Below are 20,098 nucleotides of genomic sequence, written 5' to 3'. Positions count from 1 at the left end.
GACGCGGAGCTAGCCTGCGTTCTGACGGCCCATCAGGTAACCCGACAGACTGTGAAGTTCCCATCGGCTCCCACCAGTGGACGGGCAATGGATCTCGCGTACACGGAGGAAGAGGAAGACTTCCGCGCGCGGCTGCGCGAGTGGCTCGCCAAGGTGCTCCCCTCGCTGCCCCCGAAGCCGTCCCCCGACGACTGGCCGGGGCGGCGCGAGTACGACCTCGGCTGGCAGCGGATGCTGTACGACGCCGGGTACGCCGGGCTGCACTGGCCCGCCGACGCCGGCGGCCGGGGCGCCACCCCGACCCAGCACCTCATCTACCTGGAGGAGACGGAGAAGGCGGGCGCGCCCTACGTGGGGGCCAACTTCGTGGGGCTCCTGCACGCGGGCCCCACGATCGCCGCGGAGGGAACCCCCGGACAGCGCGCGCGCTGGCTGCCTCCCGTGCTGCGCGGCGAGGAGGTCTGGTGCCAGGGGTTCAGCGAGCCGGACGCCGGTTCGGACCTCGCGGCGCTGCGCACGCGCGCGCGGCGGGACGGCGACGACTACGTGGTGAGCGGATCCAAGATCTGGACCTCCCACGCGGAGGTCGCCGACTGGTGCGAACTGCTGGTCAGGACCGATCCGTCGGCCCCGAAGCACCGCGGGATCTCATGGCTCGCGATGCCCATGGACGCGCCGGGAATCACCGTACGGCCGCTGCGCACCCTCGCCGGCTCGACCGAGTTCGCCGAGGTCTTCCTCGACGAGGTGCGGGTGCCGGTGGGCAACCGCGTCGGCGCGGAGAACGACGGCTGGCGCGTGACCATGGTGACGCTGTCCTACGAGCGCGGCACCGCCTTCGTCGGCGAGGTCGTCGCCTGCCGCCGGGTGCTCGGCGAGATCGCCCGCGAGGCGCGGCGGAACGGCCGCTGGGACGACGACGTGCTGCGCCGCCGCCTGGGCAGGCTGAACGCCGAGTTCCGCGCGCTGTGGCGGCTCACGCAGTGGAACGTGAGCGAGTCGCAGCGCAGCGGGGGAGTGCCCGGCGTCGGCGGGTCCGTCTTCAAACTGCGGTACTCGCAGGCGCGGCAGGAGTTGTACGACGCCGCCGCCGAGGTGCTCGGCCCCGGGTCGCTCGACCTCGGCCACGAGTGGACCCTCGACCGGCTCTCGTCCCTCTCCTACACCATCGCCGCCGGCACCTCGCAGATCCAGTCGAACATCGTGGCCGAGCGGATCCTGGGCCTTCCGAAGGGACGGTGACGTCGTCTCCGTGGACTTTCAACTCGACGACGACCAAGTGGCGTTGAAGGCGGGCGTGCGCGAGCTGCTGACCGCGCGCTTCGGCCGCGAGGGCCTGCGGGCCGCCGTGGACGACGGGCCCACGCTCGACCGGGCCCTGTGGCGCGAGCTCGGCGAGACGGGCTTCTTCGCGCTGCGGCTGCCGGAGGCGGACGGAGGTGTCGGACTGGGGCTCCCGGAGGCCGTGCTGGTCTTCGAGGAGGCCGGCCGTGTCCTGCTGCCGGGACCGCTGGTGGCCACCCACCTCGCGGCGGGCACGGTGGACGGCGCCGCCACGGGGGAGGCGGTGGTGGCCGCCGTGGACGGGGAGCTGGTGGAGTGGCTGGCGCAGGCGGACACCGTACGAGGGGACGCGGCCGGCGCCGAGCCGCTGAGGTCGGTGGACCCGCTGACGCCGCTGCACCGGGTGCCCGTGCCCCGGCAGCCCGACCCGGCCGACGTACTCCTCACCTCCCTCCTCACCGCCGCCGAACAGCTCGGTGGCGCCGCCCGGGTCTGCGAACTGGCGGTGCAACACGCCCGGACGCGTGAGCAGTTCGGGCAGCCGATCGGGGCCTTCCAGGCGGTGAAGCACCTGTGCGCGCGGATGCTGGTGCGGGTGGAGGTGGCACGAGCCGCCGTCTACGCGGCCGCCGTGACCGCCGGACCGCAGGATGTCGCGGCGGCCCGGCTGCTCGCCGACGACGCCGCCGTGCGGGGCGCCAGGGACTGCCTCCAGGTGCACGGCGGCATGGGCTTCACCTGGGAGGCAGACGTCCATCTGTATCTGAAGAGGGCCTGGGTGCGGACACAGCGTGCGGGCGGGACGACACAGAGTGAGGATCTGTTGGCGGACGATCTGGTGGCCTGAGCGGGTCGGCGGGGCTCTGTGCAGGACCGGTTCGGGAAGTGCCCGAAACGGATGTCGCGGATCGTGGCGCGCCGGAATCACGGAGCGTTGATATCGGGTTGTGTCCTAGGCGTGACTTGTCACGGCCTGGAGTCGGCGCCACGCTCCGGTACCTTGTGTGGGATGCGAGTGGTTCTGAGCTTGAGCCATGCCGGTGTTGCCCGAGAGGCGGCTCCGGACCCGGCGATGCACGGTGCTCGCAGGGCAGGGCGAATCCCCGCGCCTGCCTGTTCGACTCCCCGTGGCGAGCGTCGCACAGTATCCCGCACGCGTACTCCTTCGCGCTGGAATATGCCCGAAGCGCTTGTTGGGGTGACTGTACGTCAACCAAGCTGTCTCGTAAGGGAATCACGTTCCGTGATCCTTGTTCTGGCCATGCAGAAAATGGCCACGATCGTGGCCCTTGTGCGGCGCGAGGCGATGTGTCCGCCGGTTCGGATGGTGTGAGCGGTGCAGGTGCTTCAAGTGCAGCTGGAGATTCGGCCCGATCCCGCGGAGGTGGGGCGAGCCCGGCGGTGGGCGCGTTCGCGGCTCGCCGGGTCCGGGATAGGGGCTGATGAGCCGCTCGCCGAGACGTTGATCCTGCTCATCTCCGAACTCGTCACCAACGCCGTCGTGCACACGGGCTGTCCTGCCGTGCTGCGACTGTCCCTGCCGGCGGGCGTGGAGGCCCGCACGGTCCGCCTGGAGGTGGCCGACTCCAGCACCCGGCCCCCGATCCCCCGGCATGCCGAGGGTGACGAGACCAACGGCCGCGGCCTGGAGCTCGTCGACGGCCTCGCGGACCGCTGGGGCTGGAGCCCCGAGGGCGCGGGCAAGCGCATCTGGGTCGAGGTGGACCGATGTTCGCCGAGTGCGACGGCGGAAGTCGTGTTTCCGGCGTACGAGGACTTCGTGTACGAAGCGGTCTGACGCACCGGTACGCCCTTGGCGCGGGGGCATGTCCTTCTCGCGTGCGCGCACGGGTGCCGTCCTCGCCGCATATATGCGGCTCCGCTGCCTGTCCGACGTCGGGCGGCGGCCGAATGCGCCGGGCCGTGCTTCCGTGCGCGCCATCATGAATGGGGCGTAAGTGATAAATCTCCGAACAGGTGTTGACGTGACGTGTCCGTTTGATCACGCTTGTTGTCAGCGATTCGCCGCGAGGGGACGGTAAGGGTTCCGGTGACGGGAGCCCTCGCCGAGTGCGGGTCGTGACTCGGCGTCAGCTCCCGCGGGGCAGTGGGAGTGGAGCGGGTACGCCGGAGCCGGATGGCGGCGCGCGGTGCCGCGCTCGGGGCGAGCAGGAGCGCGCCGCCAGCCGACGCCCAGGCGTGCCGCTGACCTACAGCACCGCGACAGGCGCCACCGGTGTCCCCGTGCCGCCGACGAACGGCTCGGGCATCGCGGACAGCAGGAACGCGTACCGTCCGACTTCTCCACAGGCTGTGGACAACTTTTCGAGATTCCAGTTCTGGCCCTGCAGCATCCCCATCTCGACCAGGTCGAGCGCGTGCACGGGCAGCCACAGGTCCTCGATCTCGGGCGGAAAGATCTCGAAGGTGAGGGTGTCGTTGGCGACGGCGGCGACATCGCGCGCGTGGAACCACTCGGGGGTGCGCACCGAGAGCCCGGGCGACGGATACCCGTAACCCTGCTTGTCGCCCGCGAGATACACCTGCATCTGTCCCGTCCGGACGAGGACGATGTCGCCCGCCCGTACCCGGGTCCCCGCCAACTCCTCGGCCGCCTCCAGGTCTTCGGGTGTCACGGCGTGTCCGCCGTCGAGCCGGTCCTGGCCATGGGCGCGCGCCACGTCGAGCAGTACGCCCCGGGAGACGATGTGCCCAGGCTTGTCGATGCCGCCGAACTCGGCGCCGCCGTGCGGGGTGATGGTGCCGGCCGGGCGGCCGTTGTAGAGCTTCCCGGAGTGCGAGACATGGGTGAGGGCGTCCCAGTGGGTCGCCGCCTGGAGCCCCATCGTCACGGCGTCGTCGCTGCACGCGACGGTGCCGGGACCGAAGATCTCCTGGTTGATCTGCACCATCACATGGAGGGGGTTGACCCGCCCGGGGATCATCCCGGTCTGCACGCCGTCCTGCTGGAGAGGGAGGGCGAGCGGGACGCGCAGGCCGGTGCGGACGGTGGCGGCGGCCCCCCGCACGACCTCGTCGGTGATGAGATTCAGGGTGCCGATCTCGTCGTCCGCCCCCCAACGCCCCCAGTTGTTCACGCGTTTGGCGATGTCGTGGAACTCCGGGTGAAGCGCCGGCGGTGACATGAGTCCTCCCGGGGGCTTGTCTCCAGGTATCTGACGGGCCGTAGAATCCAGTTGAATCTAACGGACCGTCAGAAACCGCGGGAAGGGGCCGGGCGTGGGGAACTTCCTGGCAGGCAAGGTCATCGCCGTCACGGGGGCCGGACGGGGCATCGGACGTGCGGTCGCGCTGGGCGCGGCGGCCGAGGGCGCCCGGATCGTCGTCAACGACTACGGGGTCTCCGTCGAGGGCGCCCAGCCGTCCAGTTCGGTCGCCGAGGCCGTGGTCAAGGAGATCGAGGCCGCGGGCGGTGACGCGGTCGCGGTCGCCGACGACGTCTCGACGATGGCGGGCGGGCAGCGGATCGTCGACGTGGCGCTCTCGTCTTACGGGCGTATCGACGGTGTGGTGTGCGTCGCGGGGAACCTGCGCGAGCGGATGCTCTTCAACATGTCCGAGGAGGAGTGGGATCCGGTCCTCGCGACCCATCTGAAGGGCACGTTCACCGTCTTCCGGGCGGCGTCGGCGGTGATGCGGAAACAGGGGTCGGGGACGCTGATCGGGTTCACCAGCGGCAACCACCAGGGGTCCGTCTCCCAGGCCAACTACAGCGCCGCCAAGGGCGGGATCATCTCGCTGGTCCGCAGCGCGGCACTCGGTCTGCACAAGTACGGCGTGACGGCGAACGCGGTCGCGCCCGTCGCCCGTACCCGCATGTCGGCCAACGTCCCCATGGAGCTGACGGAGATCGGCGAACCGGAGGACGTCGCGGCGCTGGTGGTCTACCTGCTCTCGGAGCGGGCGCGCGAGGCGCGTATCACCGGGCAGGTCTACACGGTCGCCGGGCCAAAGATCGCGGTGTGGGCGCAGCCCCGGGAGCTGCGGGCGGCGTACGCGGAGGGCTCCTGGACTCCGGAGAGGATCGCGGACCTGCTGCCGGGGACGGTGGGAGTGGATCCGATGCCGCTCCTCGAGCGAGTGGAGGAGATGGCCCGGGCGGCGGCGGAGAAGGGCCGGCCGAACCGGTGAGGGTGTCTTTCGGGCTGGGCGGGAGGGGCGCGCGTGGAGTTCGGATTCGGCTCTGAGGACGAGGTCTTTCGTGACGAGGTGCGCAGCTGGCTCGCGGCGCACCTGGACGGCGAACCGGCGCGCTCGGCCTGGGAGCGTGAGCTCGGCCGGGGCGGCTGGATCGGCCTCGGATGGGGCGAGGACGGGTACGGCAACCGGCGGGCGAGCCTGACCCAACAGGTCGTCTGGGCCGAGGAGTACGCCCGCGCCAAGGCGCCGCCCCGCTCGGGCCACATCGGGGAGAACCTGCTCGCGCCGACGCTCATCGCCCACGGGACGGACGAGCAGAAGGCCCGCTTCCTGCCTCCGGTCGCCCGTGGCGAGGAGCTCTGGTGCCAGGGGTACAGCGAGCCCGGAGCGGGTTCGGACCTCGCGGGGATACGCACAACCGCCGTACGGGAAAAGGGAGGTGGCCCCGTTGACTGCGCTGACTCGTACCGCGTCACGGGTCAGAAGATCTGGACCTCCCTCGCCCACGAGGCCGACTGGTGCTTCGTACTGGCCCGTACGCGGCCGGAGTCGACGCGTCACCACGGGCTGACCTTCCTCCTGGTGCCGATGGACCAGCCGGGCCGGATCGAGATCCGGCCGATCCGGCAGCTCACCGGTACGAGCGACTTCAACGAGGTCTTCTTCGACGGAGCGGTGGCACGGGCCGAGCACATGGTGGGCGGCGAGGGCAACGGCTGGCGGGTGGCGATGAGCCTCCTCGGCTACGAACGGGGTGTCTCGACACTGGCCCAGCAGATCGGCTTCGCCGAGGAGTTGGGGCGGGTGGTGGAGACGGCGGTGGCGAACGGCGCGGTCACCGATCCCGTCGTCCGCGATCTCCTCGTACGGCAGTGGGCCGAGCTGCGGACGATGCGCTGGAACGCGCTGCGGACGCTGGGGAGTTCGGGCGACGGCCAGGGTGCGGCGGGGGCGCCCAGTGTGTCCAAGCTGCTGTGGGGGCGGTGGCATCAGCGGCTCGGGGAGCTGGCCATGCGGGTGCGGGGAGCCGGAGCCGCGGTGGGTCCCGCGGACTGGTCGCCGGCGGCGGCCTACCGACTGGACGCGTTCCAGCACCTGTTCCTGTTCAGCCGGGCCGACACGATCTACGGCGGCTCCGACGAGATCCAGCGCACGATCATCGCCGAGCGGGTGCTCGGCCTGCCGAAGGAACCCCGGGGATGACCCGGGGGAGAGGGGAGCCGGCGTGATGCGAGGTGTGGTCTTCGACGGGGAGCGGACCGAGGTCGTCGACGATCTGGAGATACGCGATCCGGGACCCGGTGAGGTGCTGGTCGCGGTCTCCGCGGCCGGGCTGTGCCACAGCGACCTGTCGGTGGTGGACGGGACCATCCCCTTCCCCGTTCCCGTGGTGCTCGGCCACGAGGGCGCGGGGGTCGTGGAGGAGGTGGGCGCGGGTGTCACCCATGTGCAGCCCGGTGACCACGTGTCGCTGTCCACGCTCGCCAACTGCGGGACCTGCGCCGAGTGTGACCGGGGACGGCCGACGATGTGCCGCAAGGCGATCGGGATGCCACGGCAGCCGTTCAGCCGGGCGGGCCGGCCGCTGTACCAGTTCGCGGCCAACTCGGCTTTCGCGGAACGGACGTTGGTGAAGGCGGTGCAGGCGGTCCGGATATCCGAGGAGATCCCCCTGCCGGCCGCCGCCCTCATCGGGTGCGGGGTGCTGACGGGGGTGGGAGCCGTGCTCAACCGCGCCCGGGTGGACCGGGGTGACAGCGTCCTGGTGATCGGCACGGGCGGTATCGGCCTCAACGTCATCCAGGGCGCGCGGATCGCGGGCGCCCTGACGATCGTCGCCGTCGACGCCAACCCGGCGAAGGAGGCGATGGCCCGCCAGTTCGGCGCCACGCACTTCCTGACCTCGACGAAGACCGTCAAGGACATCCTGCCGACCGGCGCGAACCACGCCTTCGAGTGCGTCGGCCGGGTCGAACTCATCCGCCAGGCAATCGACCTGCTGGACCGCCACGGTCAGGCGGTGCTCCTCGGCGTACCCCCGGCGACCGCCGAGGCGTCCTTCCTCGTCTCCTCCATGTACCTCGACAAGTCGATCCTCGGCTGCCGTTACGGATCCTCGCGCCCGCAACGCGACATCGCGCTGTACGCCGAGCTCTACCGCGAAGGCCGCCTCCTGCTGGACGAGTTGGTGACGGCGACGTATCCGGTGGAGGACTTCGAGAAGGCGGTTCAGGACGCTCGTGGGGGGCGGGTGGCGCGGGCGGTACTGACGTTCTAGACGTGCTGGTGCGGGCGGCGCGACGGGGCGAACGGTGCCCGTCGCGGCACTGGGCCAGGTCCTACGCGGGGAGCAGGCCGTCGTCGGCGCTCGGGAAGGCGGACGGGCTGCCGGAGCGGAAGGTGCGTCGGTACGCGGTGGGGGTGACGCCGAGGGCCGCCTGCAGGTGCTGGCGCATCGACTGGGCCGTGCCGAAGCCGGCGTCGCGGGCCACCTGGTCGATGGACAGGGTGCTGGACTCCAGCAGGTGGCGGGCCCGTTCGACGCGCTGCTGGGTGAGCCACTGGCCGGGGCTGACGCCGACCTCCTCACGGAAGCGGCGGGTGAAGGTGCGCACGGACATCGACTCCTGCTCGGCCATGTCGCGGAGCTGGATCGGCTCGTCGAGGCGGCCCAGTGCCCAGGCGCGGGCGGCGGTGGTGGTGGCCGCCTGCGCCTCGGGCACCGGTCGCTGGACGTACTGCGCCTGGCCGCCGTCGCGGTGCGGCGGTACGACGGTGCGGCGGGCCACGTCGTTGGCCACGGCGGTGCCGTGGTCGCGGCGTACGAGGTGGACGCACAGGTCGATGCCGGCCGCGACACCGGCGGAGGTGAGGACGTCCCCGTCGTCGACGAACAGCACGTCGGCGTCCACCCTGACCTTCGGGAAGAGCTGCTGGAAGTGCTCCGCGTGCATCCAGTGCGTGGTGGCCGGGCGGCCGTCGAGCAGGCCGGCCGCGGCGAGGACGTATCCGCCGGTGCAGATGGAGACGAGGCGGGTCCCGGGGCGGAGGTGGGCGAGGGCGGCGGCCAGCTCCGGGGTGAGCTCGCCCTTCTCGTGGACGGGGCCGAGTTCGTACGAGGCGGGGATGACGACGGTGCCGGCGGTGGCCAGCGCCTCGGGGCCGTGTCCCACGAGGACGGCGAAGTCGGCGTCCGTCTCCACGAGGCCCGGCGGGCGGATCGAGCAGGTGACGACCTCGTACAGGTGGCGGCCGTCCGCGTCGCGCGCCTTGCCGAAGATGCGCTGCGGGATGCCGAGCTCGAAGGGCAGCAGCCCGTCGAGGGCGAGGACGACGACACGGTGACGGCGCGGCTCCCCGGGAGCGGGGTCCTGCGCTGGCTCTCGGCTCATGGCTCGATCCTAGCGAATGCTGTCCTCCGGGCCACTCGTTCGGATAGATCGGAGGCCCGAAGCTCTATGACGTGACCCAGACGACCGACTCCGCCGACTCCGTTGACCCCATCGAGGACGCCCGCCCCGGCGACTCGATCGAGGATGCCCGTCCCGGCGACTCCGCCGGGCAGCCGCGTCCCGCCAAGCGGCATCGCATCCACCGCGCGTGGTTCGTCGCCGCCGTCACCTTCGTGACGATCATCGGTGCGGCGGCCTTCCGCTCGCTGCCGGGGCTGCTGATCGACCCGCTGCACCAGGAGTTCGACTGGTCGCGAGGCACGATCGGCGCGGCGGTGTCGGTCAACCTCGCGCTGTACGGGCTGACGGCACCGTTCGCCGCCGCGCTGATGGACCGCTTCGGGATACGGCGGGTGGTCGCGATCGCCCTGCTGGTCATCGCGCTCGGGTCGGGGCTGACCGTGTGGATGACGGCGGCCTGGCAACTGCTGCTGTGCTGGGGCCTGCTGGTCGGGCTCGGGTCGGGTTCGATGGCGCTCGCCTTCGCGGCGACGGTCACGAACCGCTGGTTCACGGCGAAGCGCGGCCTGGTGACGGGCATCCTCACCGCGGCCTCGGCCTCCGGCCAGCTCATCTTCCTGCCGGTGCTCTCCTGGATCGTCACCGAGCACGACTGGCGGCCGGCGGCCGTGACGGTGTCCCTCGCGGCCCTCGCGGTGGTCCCCTTCGTCTGGCTGCTGCTGCGGGACCACCCGGCGGACGTGGGCCAGAAGCCCTACGGGGCAACGGAGTTCGTGGAGAAGCCGGCTCCCGTGCGGGGCGCCGCCCGGCGTGCGGTGACGGTGCTCCTGTCCGCCGTCCGCACCGGACCCTTCTGGCTGCTCGCCGGCACCTTCGCGATCTGCGGTGCCTCGACGAACGGCCTGGTCCAGACGCACTTCGTGCCCGCCGCCCACGACCACGGCATGCCCATCACCGCGGCGGCCTCGCTCCTCGCGGTGATCGGTGTCTTCGATGTCGTCGGGACGGTGGCCTCCGGCTGGTTCACCGACCGCTACGAACCGCGTCGCCTGCTGGCGGTCTACTACGCGCTGCGCGGCGTCTCGCTGCTCTTCCTGCCGATGCTGTTGGCCCCGAGCGTGCACCCGCCGATGCTCTTCTTCATCGTCTTCTACGGCCTCGACTGGGTGGCCACGGTCCCGCCCACCCTGGCCCTGTGCCGGGAGCAGTACGGCGAGGACAGCGCCATCGTCTTCGGCTGGGTCCTCGCCTCGCACCAGATCGGCGCCGCCCTCGTCGCCTTCCTCGGCGGTGCGGCGCGGGACGCGTTCGGCTCGTACGACGTGGTCTGGTACGCGTCGGGAGCGCTGTGCGCGGCGGCGGCGCTGATGGCACTGGTGATCCGGCGCCGGCCGGTGCGGACGGCGCTGCTGGCGGCGTGAGGGCGCCGGATCTCCTCGGGCGGAGGGTGTCCGTGGCCGGACGTGCCTTCGGGTGAACGTGTCCTTGGGCGGACCGTGCCGTCGGGCGAACCGTGTCCTCGCATGCACCGTGCCGTCGGGCGAACCGTGTCCTCGGTGGACCGGGTTCTCAGGCGAACCGGCCCCTGTGGAACAGCAGCGGTGCCGTCTCGTCGTCGCCCGTGCCCAGCGCCTCCACCCGCCCCACCACGATCAGATGGTCACCGCCGGTGTGCACGGTGTGGATCGTGCAGTCGATCCAGGCGGCGGCTTCCGCGAGCCGCGGGGAGCCTGTGACGGGCGCCGCGTCGAACACGACCCCGGCGAACTTGTCCCCGCCGCGCACCGCGAAGCCCCGGCACAGCTCGCCCTGGTGCTCCCCCAGCACGTTGACGCAGAAGACGCCCGCGCGTGCGATCCGCGGCCAGGTCGTGGACGTACGGCCGACCATGAAGCAGACCAGCGGAGGGTCAAGGGAGAGGGAGGAGAACGACTGGCAGGCGAAGCCGGCGGGGCCGGATCCCGAGCCGCTGCCGTCGGAAGCGTCGGAACCGCCGGAAGGGTCTGCGCCGCTGGTGGCGGGTGCCGTGACGACAGTCACCCCTGTCGCGAAGTTCCCCAGCACGCGGCGGAACTCGGTCTGGTCGAGCGGCGCGCGTTCGTCGTCCGCCACCGCCCGCAACTCCGGGCGCGGCAAAGCCTCGACGGGCTCCGCGACCGTGGGCGCCCCTACCGACCTGAGGTATCGGACAGCGGTGGCCGCCATCCCTGCGTGTCCCATCACAGTGTCCATTGAAGCTGACGGATCGTCAGAAGTGAATGCCGCGGGGCGATTCGGGTCGATCCGATCGGATCCGGATTGATCCGGAGCGATCCGGTCAGCGTCCCAGGTACTTCGGCTCCCGCCGTTCCACGAAGCTCGCGACCCCCTCGTTCGCGTCCGCCGTCGTCATGTTGATCTCCTGGGCGGCGGCTTCGGCGGCGAAAGCCGTGCCGCGGTCGCTGTCCAGGGAGGCGTTGACGAGCTGTTTGGTGAGGGCGAGGGCACGGGTCGGGCCGGTGGCGAGGCGCTCGGCCCACTCGCGCGCCGTCGGCTCCAACTCGTCCGCGGACACGACCTTGTTGACCAGTCCGATCCGCTCCGCGTCCGCGGCCGGCAACGCGTCGCCGAAGAACATCAGCTCCTTGGCCCGGCGCGGACCGATCAGCCGGGGGAGGAGATACGCGCCGCCGCCGTCCGGGACCAGACCACGGCGCACGAACACCTCGATGAACCTGGCCGAATCGGCGGCGAGTACCAGGTCGCACGCGAACGCGAGGTGCGCGCCGATGCCGGCCGCCGTGCCGTTCACCGCCGCGATCACCGGCTTCTCGCAGTCGAGAACCGCGGATATGAGCCGCTGGGCGCCGAGACGGATCGTCCGGGCGACGTCGCCGGGCACCCGTTCCCCGGTCGGCGGTCCCCCGCGCAGGTCCGCGCCCGCGCAGAAACCGCGGCCCGTCCCGGTGATCACCACGGCCCGTACGCCGGGGTCGGCGGAGGCCGCCGCGAGCAGCGCGATCACGCGTTCCCGCTGGTCCCAGGTGAGGGCGTTCATCGCCTCCGGCCGGTTGAGAGTGATCCACGCGACCGCGTTGTCAGTGGCGTGAAGTATCAATGACTCGAGGGATTTTTCGGGTGAGTCATGAGATTCGCAAGATTCAGGGGATTCAGGGGATTCCGGTGATTCGGAGGATTCAGGGAATTCAGGAGATTCGTTAGGGGAGTCGGACATGAGGGATCTCCGTTTCGTACGAGGAGTAGTGGGCCTTTTCGTACGCGGAGCGGCGTGGGTGGCTTGCGGTCTCGTGCAAGCGCTGGTGGGCCTCCTGTGGGCGATGCCGGGCCTCCTGCCCGGGAGGCGTGACGGTCGCTTCCCGCTCGGGGGGCGCGGCCGTCGCTTCCCGCCGGGGAGGCGTGACCGTCGCTTTCCCCCTCGGGAGGCGTGGCCGTTCAGTGGCACACCACCAGCGCGTCGAGAGCCACCGCTCCCTGCCCCCGGGGCAGCACCATCAGCGGATTGATGTCCAGCTCCGCGATGTCGTCACCGAGTTCGAGTGCCATGCGCTGGACGCGTATGACGACCTCCACCAGCGCGTCGATGTCGACGGGCGGAGCGCCGCGGACCCCGTCGAGCAGCGCCCGCCCCCGCAGCTCGGCGAGCATGGCGCGGGCCTGGTCGTCGCCGAAGGGCGGCACGCGGACGGCCGCGTCGCGGAGCACCTCGACGAGGACGCCGCCGAGGCCGACGGTCACGGTCGGCCCGAAGAGCTGGTCGTGCGTGACGCCCACGACCATCTCGACGCCCCGCTCGACCATCTGGCACACGAGCACGCCGTCGAGCGAGATCCCCTCGTAGCGCGCGATGTCGGTCAGCTCGCGATAGGCGTCGCGGACCTGGCTGGCGGAGGTCAGAGGGAGCTTCACCAGGCCCAGTTCGGTCTTGTGGGCGATCTGCGCGCCGGACGCCTTCATCACCAGGGGGTAGCCGATCAGGCCCGCCGCGCGCACCGCCGCCGCCGCGCTGGTCACCAACTGCTCGCGGGGCACCCGGATTCCGTACGCGCGCAGCAACTGCTTCGCCGCGTGCTCGCTCAGCTGCTGCCCCGGCCGCATCAGGGCCTGCGCCTTGCGGAAGGAGGGCGAGGGTGTGCGGGGTGCCTCGTCGAAGGGGGAGCGGTAGGCGGCGGTGAACCGGTGGTGCTCCAGGTAGGCGCGCACGGCGGTGACGCAGTTGGCGAACGTACGGAAGGTCGCGACCCGGGACGACCCGAGCAGCGTCTCCCGGTAGGCGGCCTCCGTGCCGACCGGCGACCCCCACACCACGCACACCAGCTTGTCCGTCTGCTCCGCCGCGTCCACCAGGTCCTGCGCCAGCCTGTCGCTCATCGGCGGGAAGGGCCCGGTGATGGGGCAGATCAGCACGCCGACGGACGGGTCGGCGAGGATAGCGTCGATGATCTTGCGGCCCCGCCAGTCGCCCACCGGGTGGCCGCCGTTGTCAACGGGGTTGGCGACGTTGAGGTATTCGGGTATCCACTCGTGCAGTTCGGCCTGCTTGTCGGGCGACAGCGTGGGCAGGGACAGCCCCGCCTCGCTCGCCAGGTCCGCGAAGTGCGCGCCCGTGCCGCCCGAGATCGAATAGACGGCGACCCCGTCGGCCTGCGGGGGGCGGGCGCGGGCCAACAGGGCTGCGGTGTCCTGGAGTTCGTCGAGTCCGTCGACGCGGATCACGCCGTACTGCCGCATCGCCGCGTCCACCACCGTGTCGGCGCCGGTCAGCTTGCCGGTGTGTGAGGCGGCCGTGCGGGCGCCGGTCTCGGTGCGGCCGACCTTGACCGCGACGACGGGCACCCCGCGGCGGGCGGCGCGGTCGGCGGCGAGCAGAAAGGAGCGGCCGTCCTTCAGACCCTCGACGTAGCAGGCGATGGCACCGACCTCGGGCCGTTCGGAGAAGTAGGAGATGAAGTCGGCGGTCTCCAGGTCTGCCTCGTTGCCGGTGGGCGCCCAGTGGGAGAGCCGCACCCCCAGCTCCTGCATCGCGAACACCGGCCGTCCCTGGTGCCCGGACTGTGTGATGAGCGCGATCGCCGGCCCGTCGAGGTCGTCGCGGAACCGCTCGAAGGCGTTGAGGTTGGTGTTGGGCCCGAGGAGCCGCAGCCCCGAGCCGGAGACGGCGGCGGCGAGCCGGGCCTGCGCGAGAGCTCCCTCGGCTCCGGTCTCGGCGAACCCGGAGGCGAAGGCGACGGCGAACCTCACCTTGGCCTCGGCCAGCTTCTCGATCACGGGAAGCGGGTCGGCGACCAGGAGTACGGCCAGGTCGACCTGTTCGGGCAGGTCCGAGATGGAAGGGAGGCACGGTATGCCGAAGACGGACTGACGGGTGGGGTGCACCGGGTGCAGCCGCGCGCCGACCCGCTCGGCCCAGGTGATCAGCTGTCGTGTGATGCCGGTGTTCGGCCGTCCGTCGGCGTCCGAGGCGCCGATCACGGCCACGGACTCGGGACGGAAGAAGCGGTCGAGATCGGGTACGCCCGCATAGAGCGGACGGCCGCTGACGTCCAGGTCGTGGACCTCGGCCGGCCGGCCGTGGACGACGGGTGAGGGTTGCTCGCCGCAGGCGATGACCCGGGCCCGGCGGGAGTCGGTGGTGAGGGTGCCGTGGGTTGATCCAAGCATCGGTCCGCCCGCTCCTGTGTGACAGCCAATTAACTGACGCACTGTCAGATTACTTAACTGACGCCGCGTCAGGAACCGTTGTGCACGCAAAGACACGTGGCGGGCACCAGGTTGGTACCCGCCACGCGTCGCGGAGGAACCCCTCAGGGGATGTCCGAGGAGGCCGTCCGGGGGTGAAGAAGCCGGGAGTCCCCACGGTGGGAGCCGGAGTCGGCCCGCGGTGGGAAGCTCGAGTCGGCCTGCGGTGGGTGACTGCGACTCCCCGCCGTGGGAAGTCGCGGTCAGTCCGTGGTGGGCGACGGTTTCCGCGACTTGGAGCGGCGGGCGACCGCTTTCGCGATCTTCTCGGCGTCCAGGGCGAGTTCGCGGAACATGCCGCTGATGGGGTTGGTGTAGCCGCTGAAGAAGAGGCCCGGGGCGTTGGCGGGGCAGCGGGCTCCGTGCGCGACTGGCCTGCCGCGCGCGTCCAGTACGTCGAGGTGGCCGACGAGACCCTCCAGCGCGCGCCGGTAGCCGGTCGCGGCGATCACGACGTCCGGGCCGATCCGGCTTCCGTCGGCGAGGGCGACCTTGCCGTCCTCGAAACCGTCCACCGCGGCCACGATCTCGAGCCGGCCCTTGCGGACGGCGTCGATGAGGCCGACGTCCTGGACGGGGATGGAGCCTTCGTTGACGCGAGAGTAGAGGCCGGTGTCGGGGCGGGGCAGCCCCTGCGCGGAGAGGTCCGGCACGCTCAGCTTGGCCATCGGTCCGGCGAGCCGGTCGACGAGGGAGACCGGCAGCCGTCGTACGACGATGCCCGTGAACTGCGCGGCCCACCCGGCCGTGGAGCGCCGCACGATGTGCGGGGCGGTCCGCACCGAGAGACGGACGCGCGAGGCGCCGCCCTCGAGCAGGTCCACGGCGATCTCGGCGCCCGTGTTGCCGACACCGACGACGAGGACGTCGCGGCCGGTGAAGGGGGTGGGGTTGCGGTAGTCGCCGGCGTGCAGGAGTTCACCGGTGTAGCTGTCGCGGCCGGGCCAGTCGGGGATCAGCGGCGTGTGGTTGTAGCCGGTGGCGATGACCACCGCGCTGCCCGTCAGCTCCCGCCCGCCGGTGGCGCGCAGCAGCCAGCCGTCGCCGCCGGGAGCGGGCTCGACGCGCGAGACCTCGACCCCCGTCACGATCTCCAGCTGGTGGTGCTCGGCGTACTTCTCCAGGTAGCGCACCACGTTGTCCCGTGACACCCACCGTCCGAACGAGCGCGGCATCGCCAGTCCGGGGAGCGAGGACAGCCGCCGGGTGGTGTGCAGGTGCAGCCGGTCGTAGTGGCGCCGCCAGGACGCCCCGACGCGGTCGGACTTCTCCAGCACCACGGCGCGTACACCGTGCGCACGCAGGGCGTGTGCCGCGGCGAGTCCGCCGGGGCCGCCGCCGATCACGTACACGGGGCGGTCTTCGTGGGACGGCACCGGGTGCGGCGTCGAGGAAGCAGAGGAGTCGGCCATGTCCGCGAGCGTAATCACGTGGTCACTTGTTAGGTCTCGGTCAAGCCCGGAATCGGTTGCGAACTGATCACGGCTGAGGGAGGGACGGGTGCGGCCGGTGGCGTAGCTCACCTGGTTGTGCGGGCTGGTGGAGGGGTGTGCGGGGCGGAGTCCGTCCGGCGGGGTGTACGCCTCTTGCGCGTGCGCTTGTATGCAGTAAAACTGACGTGCCGTCAGAAACCGATGGGGGCAGGGGAGTTCATGGACACGATCTGGCTCAGCGGGGCGGAATGGCTGGCCGTGCTCCGTATCGGGCTCGGGCTGTGGTGGCTGGAGAGCTGGCGGCACAAGGACAAGAAGGCGTGGTTCGAGCGGGGGAGCGGTATCGCCTGGGCGGCGGACATCGCGGCGAAGCACCGGTGGAACGCGGTCCGGAGCGGCTTCGACACCATCGTCGCGCCGCGCCCGCGGACGATGGCCTACGTGGTCGCGTACGCGGAACTCGCGCTGGGCCTCGGGCTGATCCTCGGCTTCCTGACGCCGATCGCCCTGGTCGGAGGGCTTCTCCTCAACCTCCTCTACCTCGTCCTCATGATCCACGACTGGGCCGAGCAGGGGCAGAACTCGATGATGGCGCTGATCTCGGTCGTCGCGCTGTTCGGGATGTCGTGGCAGACGTGGTCGGTGGACGACGTGATCGGGCTGTTCTCGTGAGCGGCGGGGTATGGCCGGCCCCTCCCGCGAGCGCCGGGGGGCTCGTGACCGGCGGGGTGTTCTCATGAGTGGCGCGCGTTTCGATCTGCCCGAGGTGGACGCCTTCACGCGGCCGTACTGGGACGCGGCGGCGGAGGGGCGGCTGCTGGTGCGGCGCTGCGGGGGGTGCGGGCGGGCCCACCACTATCCCCGGGAGTTCTGCCCGCGCTGCTGGAGCGAGGACGTGCGCTGGGAGCGGGCGAGCGGCCGAGCCACGCTCTACACCTGGTCCGTCGTCCACCGGAACGACCTGCCGCCGTTCGGCGAGCGCGTCCCGTACGTCGCCGCCGTCGTCGACCTCGCCGAGGGGCCCCGGATGATGACCGAGGTCGTGGAGTGCGAGGAGGGTGCGCTGCGGGCCGGGATGGGGCTGGAAGTGACGTTCCGGGGCTTGGGGGACGTGTGGGTGCCGGTGTTCCGGCCCTGGGAGTGAGCCGTACCGGCGCGACGCCGAGGGGGTGGGCGGGGTGCCTGCGGGCACGGCGCCGGGGGTGGGCGGGGTGCCCGCGGTGGCCTGCCGTCCGTGCCCCCGGCTCGTATCCGGCCCCGGGTGGGAGTGGCAGGCGCCGAGGGGTTTCAATGGCTGGATGGCCGACGTCCACGAGCAGTACGCCATCCGTCCCTTCCCCGAGCAGCGCGGTCACGGTCTGTGGCTGCGGCCCTGGAACGCCGAGTCCGATGTCGACGCCTCGGCGTGGTTGCGCGGGCTCTCAGACCCGGAGTTCCAGCGCTGGAACACGCCGCTGAGGGTCGTCCGGGACGTCGACGCCGCGCGTGAGTCGATCCGTTCGCGTGCCGATGCCGCGGTGGACGGGAGCGGGGTGTCCTTCTGTGTCACGGACGAGGACACCGGCGCGCTGCTCGGGCACATCGGCGTCAACGAGATCGACCACGTCATGCACTGCGCCCGTGTCGGCTACTGGGTCCTCCCCGAGGCCCGCGGCCGGCAGGTGGCCACCCGCGCCCTCCTGGTCGCCACCCGCTTCGCCTTCACCGACCTCGGCCTGCACCGCCTGGAACTGGGCCACGCCCTGGGCCACGAAGCGTCCTGCCGCATCGCCGAGCGCTGCGGATACCAGTACGAGGGGACGCTGCGGGGCGCGATGTTCGAGGCGGGCCGGCTCGACGCGTTCCGGGATGTGCATCTGCATGGGCGGGTGGCCACGGATCCGGAGCCGGCCGCGCCGTAGGCCGTCCGTAGCCCGGGCGCCGTCCGGCCGTAGCCCGGTCATCGCCGGGTCATCGTCCGGTCACCGACTTCGTGGCGTACTGCGTACGAGTTCACGGCCACAGCAGCTCTGTGAGCCAACCGGCTTCCGTGCGGCGGTAGTTGAGGCGTACGTGGCGTCGTTGCGGGTCTCCCTGGAAGAACTCCGCCTCGTCGGGGCGGAGGTGGTAGAGGGTCCAGGTGGGGGCGGGGGTGTCCGGTGTGTGCTGGGCCTGGGCCCAGGCCGTGTCGGAGGCGTGTTCCAACTCCTGTTGGGACGGCAGGACTTCGCTCTGGTGGCCGACGAGGGCGGCGGCCAGGGCGCCGGTGGAACGGGCGTGCAGGTCCGCCTGGCTCTCTTCGGCGGAGGCGACGGTGACCGGGCCGCGGAGGCGGATCTGGCGGCCCTGCGCCGGCCAGTAGAAGCCGAGGGCGGCGTACGGGCGGGCCGCCAGTTGCCGGCCCTTGCGGCTCGTCGAGTGGGACGCGAAGGACCAGCCTTCCGCGTCCGCCCCGTGCAGCATCACCGTGCGTACGTCCGGCAGCCCGTCCGTGTCCGCCGTGGCGAGGGACACGGTGTGCGGTTGGGTCTGGCCCGCCGCCACCGCCTCCGCGAACCAGCGCTCGAACAGCGGCAGCGGTTCGGCGGGTGCCGAGCCCGGGTCGAAGGGGGGCAGCTCGGTGTCCCAGACCCGTTGGGACCGGAGCAGACGGACGAACTCGGCGGACGGGTCGGTGCTGGCGGAGTGGTCGGCGTTCATATCCCGATTGTCACGCGGCAGCCTCCCCGGCACCGAACCCGCCTCGCCTTCGCCTTCGAGCTCGCCTTCGGCTTCGGCTTCGCCTTCGAGCTCGCCGTGGTGATGTCCTGCCCGCACGCGAACGGGGCGGCGTACGCCGACGCGATGCCGGTGTACGCCGCCCTCGGGTGGGACGAGTTGCGGGCGGGTGGCCCGCGTTGTCATGGCGGTTACTTCGGGTCGTCGTTGAACTTCGAGGTCGACCAGAGGTAACCGAGGACGGTGAGGCCCAGGCACCAGGCGACGGCGATCCAGCCGTTGTTGCCGATCTCGGTGCCGAGGAGCAGTCCGCGCATGGTCTCGATGGCGGGGGTGAACGGCTGGTACTCGGCGATCGGCTGGAACCAGCCCGGCATCGTGTCCAGGGGGACGAAGGCGCTGGAGAGGAGAGGCAGCAGGATCAGAGGCATCGCGTTGTTGCTGGCCGCCTCGGCGTTCGGGCTGACCAGCCCCATACCGACCGCGATCCAGGTGAGCGCCATGGCGAAGAGCACGAGCAGCCCGAACGCCGCGAACCATTCCAGGACGGTGGCGTCGGTGGAGCGGAAGCCGATGGCCACGCCGACGGCGCCGACGAGGACCACGCTGGCGACCGACTGCAGCACGCTGCCGACGACGTGTCCGACGATCACGGAACCTCGGTGGATCGCCATGGTGCGGAAGCGGGCGATGATGCCCTCGCTCATGTCCGTGGAGACGGAGACCGCGGTGCCGATCGTCGTGCTGCCGATGGTCATCATCAGGATGCCGGGAACGATGAAGGCGATGTAGTCGGAGCGGTCGGCGCCGCCGATGCCCGCGCTCATGGTGTCGCCGAAGATGTAGACGAAGAGCAGCAGCAGCATGATCGGGGTGAGCAGCAGGTTCAGGGTGAGCGACGGGTAGCGCCGGGCGTGCAGGAGGTTGCGGCGCAGCATCGTGGACGAGTCGCGTACCGCGAGGGAGAGAGTGCTCATCGGACGGTCTCCTTGGACTGGTCGGCCTGGTCGGCCTGGTTGGGGACGCCGGCGGCGGTGAGGGCGAAGAACACGTCGTCGAGGTCGGGGGTGTGGACGGTCAGTTCGTCGGCCTCGACGCCGGCCGTGTCCAGCCGGTCGAGGATGGTGCGCAGGTCGCGCTGGCTGCCGTCGCTGGGGAGTTGGAGGGCGAGGGTTTCGTCGTCCCGGGAGGCGTTGGCCAGGGCGGTGGCGGCGGACTGGTAGGCGGCCGGGTCGGTGAAGCGGAGCCGGACGTGCCCGCCGGGAATGAGCCGCTTCAGCTCCTCGGCGCTCCCCTCGGCGGCGATCTTTCCGTCGTGGAGTACGGCGATCCGGTCGGCGAGTTCGTCCGCCTCCTCCAGGTACTGGGTGGTGA

General features: G+C 71.3%; 19 protein-coding genes and 1 pseudogene. 11 read left to right on the top strand and 9 right to left on the bottom strand.

The genetic code is table 11. The annotated features are described in order from the left end of the window. Positions 1-87: 87 nt before the first annotated feature. The 3 genes from ACIBLC_RS25260 to ACIBLC_RS25250 all read left to right on the top strand — a co-directional run bounded on the left by ACIBLC_RS25260 (position 88) and on the right by ACIBLC_RS25250 (position 3,082). Positions 88-1,242 carry an acyl-CoA dehydrogenase family protein gene (locus ACIBLC_RS25260; RefSeq protein ID WP_399213454.1) on the top strand — a complete coding sequence of 385 codons (1,155 nt, stop codon included), beginning with the start codon at positions 88-90 and terminating at the stop codon, positions 1,240-1,242. A 10-nt stretch (positions 1,243-1,252) separates the two neighbouring features. Beyond that, positions 1,253-2,131 (top strand): acyl-CoA dehydrogenase family protein, encoded by an 879-nt coding sequence (locus ACIBLC_RS25255; RefSeq protein ID WP_399213453.1) that lies wholly within the window; start codon positions 1,253-1,255, stop codon positions 2,129-2,131. 489 nt (positions 2,132-2,620) lie between these two features. Further along, a complete protein-coding gene (locus ACIBLC_RS25250; protein WP_399213452.1) occupies positions 2,621-3,082 on the top strand; it encodes an ATP-binding protein in 462 nt (153 codons plus the stop codon). 412 nt (positions 3,083-3,494) lie between these two features. Here ACIBLC_RS25250 and ACIBLC_RS25245 read toward each other — a convergent pair whose 3' ends face one another. After that, positions 3,495-4,430 (bottom strand): cyclase family protein, encoded by a 936-nt coding sequence (locus ACIBLC_RS25245; protein WP_399213451.1) that lies wholly within the window; start codon positions 4,428-4,430, stop codon positions 3,495-3,497. Between the two features lie 94 nt (positions 4,431-4,524). On the opposite strand from ACIBLC_RS25245, the gene ACIBLC_RS25240 reads away from it, so the two are divergent. The 3 genes from ACIBLC_RS25240 to ACIBLC_RS25230 are packed head-to-tail and all read left to right on the top strand — an operon-like array spanning position 4,525 to position 7,723. Further along, positions 4,525-5,436, top strand: coding sequence for an SDR family NAD(P)-dependent oxidoreductase (locus ACIBLC_RS25240; protein WP_399213450.1), 912 nt, complete (start codon positions 4,525-4,527; stop codon positions 5,434-5,436). Positions 5,437-5,469: 33 nt separating this feature from the next. After that, the gene (locus ACIBLC_RS25235; RefSeq protein WP_399213449.1) at positions 5,470-6,648 is read left to right on the top strand and encodes an acyl-CoA dehydrogenase family protein; all 1,179 of its coding nucleotides are present in this window, start codon (positions 5,470-5,472) and stop codon (positions 6,646-6,648) included. Between the two features lie 25 nt (positions 6,649-6,673). After that, positions 6,674-7,723 carry a Zn-dependent alcohol dehydrogenase gene (locus ACIBLC_RS25230; protein ID WP_399213448.1) on the top strand — a complete coding sequence of 350 codons (1,050 nt, stop codon included), beginning with the start codon at positions 6,674-6,676 and terminating at the stop codon, positions 7,721-7,723. Positions 7,724-7,784: 61 nt separating this feature from the next. Here the strand turns inward: ACIBLC_RS25230 and ACIBLC_RS25225 are convergent, their stop codons facing one another. Next, entirely contained in the window at positions 7,785-8,837 is a 1,053-nt protein-coding gene (locus ACIBLC_RS25225; protein ID WP_399213447.1) for a GlxA family transcriptional regulator, read from the bottom strand. Positions 8,838-8,908: 71 nt separating this feature from the next. Here ACIBLC_RS25225 and ACIBLC_RS25220 point away from each other — a divergent pair, with 71 nt between their 5' ends. After that, positions 8,909-10,279 carry an MFS transporter gene (locus ACIBLC_RS25220; protein WP_399213446.1) on the top strand — a complete coding sequence of 457 codons (1,371 nt, stop codon included), beginning with the start codon at positions 8,909-8,911 and terminating at the stop codon, positions 10,277-10,279. A 148-nt stretch (positions 10,280-10,427) separates the two neighbouring features. Here ACIBLC_RS25220 and ACIBLC_RS25215 read toward each other — a convergent pair whose 3' ends face one another. The 4 genes from ACIBLC_RS25215 to ACIBLC_RS25200 form a co-directional block, all read right to left on the bottom strand. Then, entirely contained in the window at positions 10,428-11,078 is a 651-nt protein-coding gene (locus tag ACIBLC_RS25215; RefSeq protein WP_399213445.1) for a flavin reductase family protein, read from the bottom strand. Between the two features lie 97 nt (positions 11,079-11,175). Next, positions 11,176-12,072: an enoyl-CoA hydratase/isomerase family protein gene (locus ACIBLC_RS25210; RefSeq protein ID WP_399213444.1), complete on the bottom strand. Its 897-nt coding sequence runs from the start codon at positions 12,070-12,072 to the stop codon at positions 11,176-11,178. Between the two features lie 218 nt (positions 12,073-12,290). Continuing rightward, positions 12,291-14,516 carry an acetate--CoA ligase family protein gene (locus tag ACIBLC_RS25205; protein ID WP_399213443.1) on the bottom strand — a complete coding sequence of 742 codons (2,226 nt, stop codon included), beginning with the start codon at positions 14,514-14,516 and terminating at the stop codon, positions 12,291-12,293. A gap of 281 nt (positions 14,517-14,797) precedes the next feature. After that, entirely contained in the window at positions 14,798-16,006 is a 1,209-nt protein-coding gene (locus ACIBLC_RS25200; protein WP_399213442.1) for a flavin-containing monooxygenase, read from the bottom strand. 240 nt (positions 16,007-16,246) lie between these two features. On the opposite strand from ACIBLC_RS25200, the gene ACIBLC_RS25195 reads away from it, so the two are divergent. The 3 genes from ACIBLC_RS25195 to ACIBLC_RS25185 all read left to right on the top strand — a co-directional run bounded on the left by ACIBLC_RS25195 (position 16,247) and on the right by ACIBLC_RS25185 (position 17,928). Beyond that, on the top strand, positions 16,247-16,699 hold the full coding sequence (locus ACIBLC_RS25195) for a DoxX family membrane protein (RefSeq protein WP_399213441.1): 453 nt from the start codon (positions 16,247-16,249) through the stop codon (positions 16,697-16,699). Positions 16,700-16,763: 64 nt separating this feature from the next. After that, positions 16,764-17,171 (top strand): Zn-ribbon domain-containing OB-fold protein, encoded by a 408-nt coding sequence (locus ACIBLC_RS25190; RefSeq protein ID WP_399213440.1) that lies wholly within the window; start codon positions 16,764-16,766, stop codon positions 17,169-17,171. Positions 17,172-17,325: 154 nt separating this feature from the next. Continuing rightward, positions 17,326-17,928 carry a GNAT family N-acetyltransferase gene (locus ACIBLC_RS25185; RefSeq protein ID WP_399213439.1) on the top strand — a complete coding sequence of 201 codons (603 nt, stop codon included), beginning with the start codon at positions 17,326-17,328 and terminating at the stop codon, positions 17,926-17,928. Between the two features lie 91 nt (positions 17,929-18,019). Here ACIBLC_RS25185 and ACIBLC_RS25180 read toward each other — a convergent pair whose 3' ends face one another. After that, entirely contained in the window at positions 18,020-18,706 is a 687-nt protein-coding gene (locus tag ACIBLC_RS25180) for a pyridoxal 5'-phosphate synthase (protein ID WP_399213438.1), read from the bottom strand. Between ACIBLC_RS25180 and ACIBLC_RS25175 the strand changes: the two genes are divergently transcribed. Then, a complete protein-coding gene (locus tag ACIBLC_RS25175; RefSeq protein WP_399213437.1) occupies positions 18,692-18,958 on the top strand; it encodes a hypothetical protein in 267 nt (88 codons plus the stop codon). The two genes, ACIBLC_RS25180 and ACIBLC_RS25175, sit on opposite strands and share 15 nt — an antisense overlap. Here ACIBLC_RS25175 and ACIBLC_RS25170 read toward each other — a convergent pair. Both ACIBLC_RS25170 and ACIBLC_RS25165 read right to left on the bottom strand, forming a co-directional pair. Beyond that, on the bottom strand, positions 18,916-19,701 hold the full coding sequence (locus tag ACIBLC_RS25170) for an ABC transporter permease (RefSeq protein WP_399213436.1): 786 nt from the start codon (positions 19,699-19,701) through the stop codon (positions 18,916-18,918). The two genes, ACIBLC_RS25175 and ACIBLC_RS25170, sit on opposite strands and share 43 nt — an antisense overlap. Continuing rightward, positions 19,698-20,098, bottom strand: a pseudogene (locus tag ACIBLC_RS25165) (ABC transporter); the annotation flags it as partial. The pseudogene ACIBLC_RS25165 and the gene ACIBLC_RS25170, both read right to left, overlap by 4 nt.

Source organism: Streptomyces sp. NPDC050535 (genome assembly GCF_044457665.1).
GTDB lineage: Bacteria > Actinomycetota > Actinomycetes > Streptomycetales > Streptomycetaceae > Streptomyces.
Note: the sequence above shows the minus strand (reverse complement) of the source record. Positions and strands in the feature narration are given on the sequence as shown.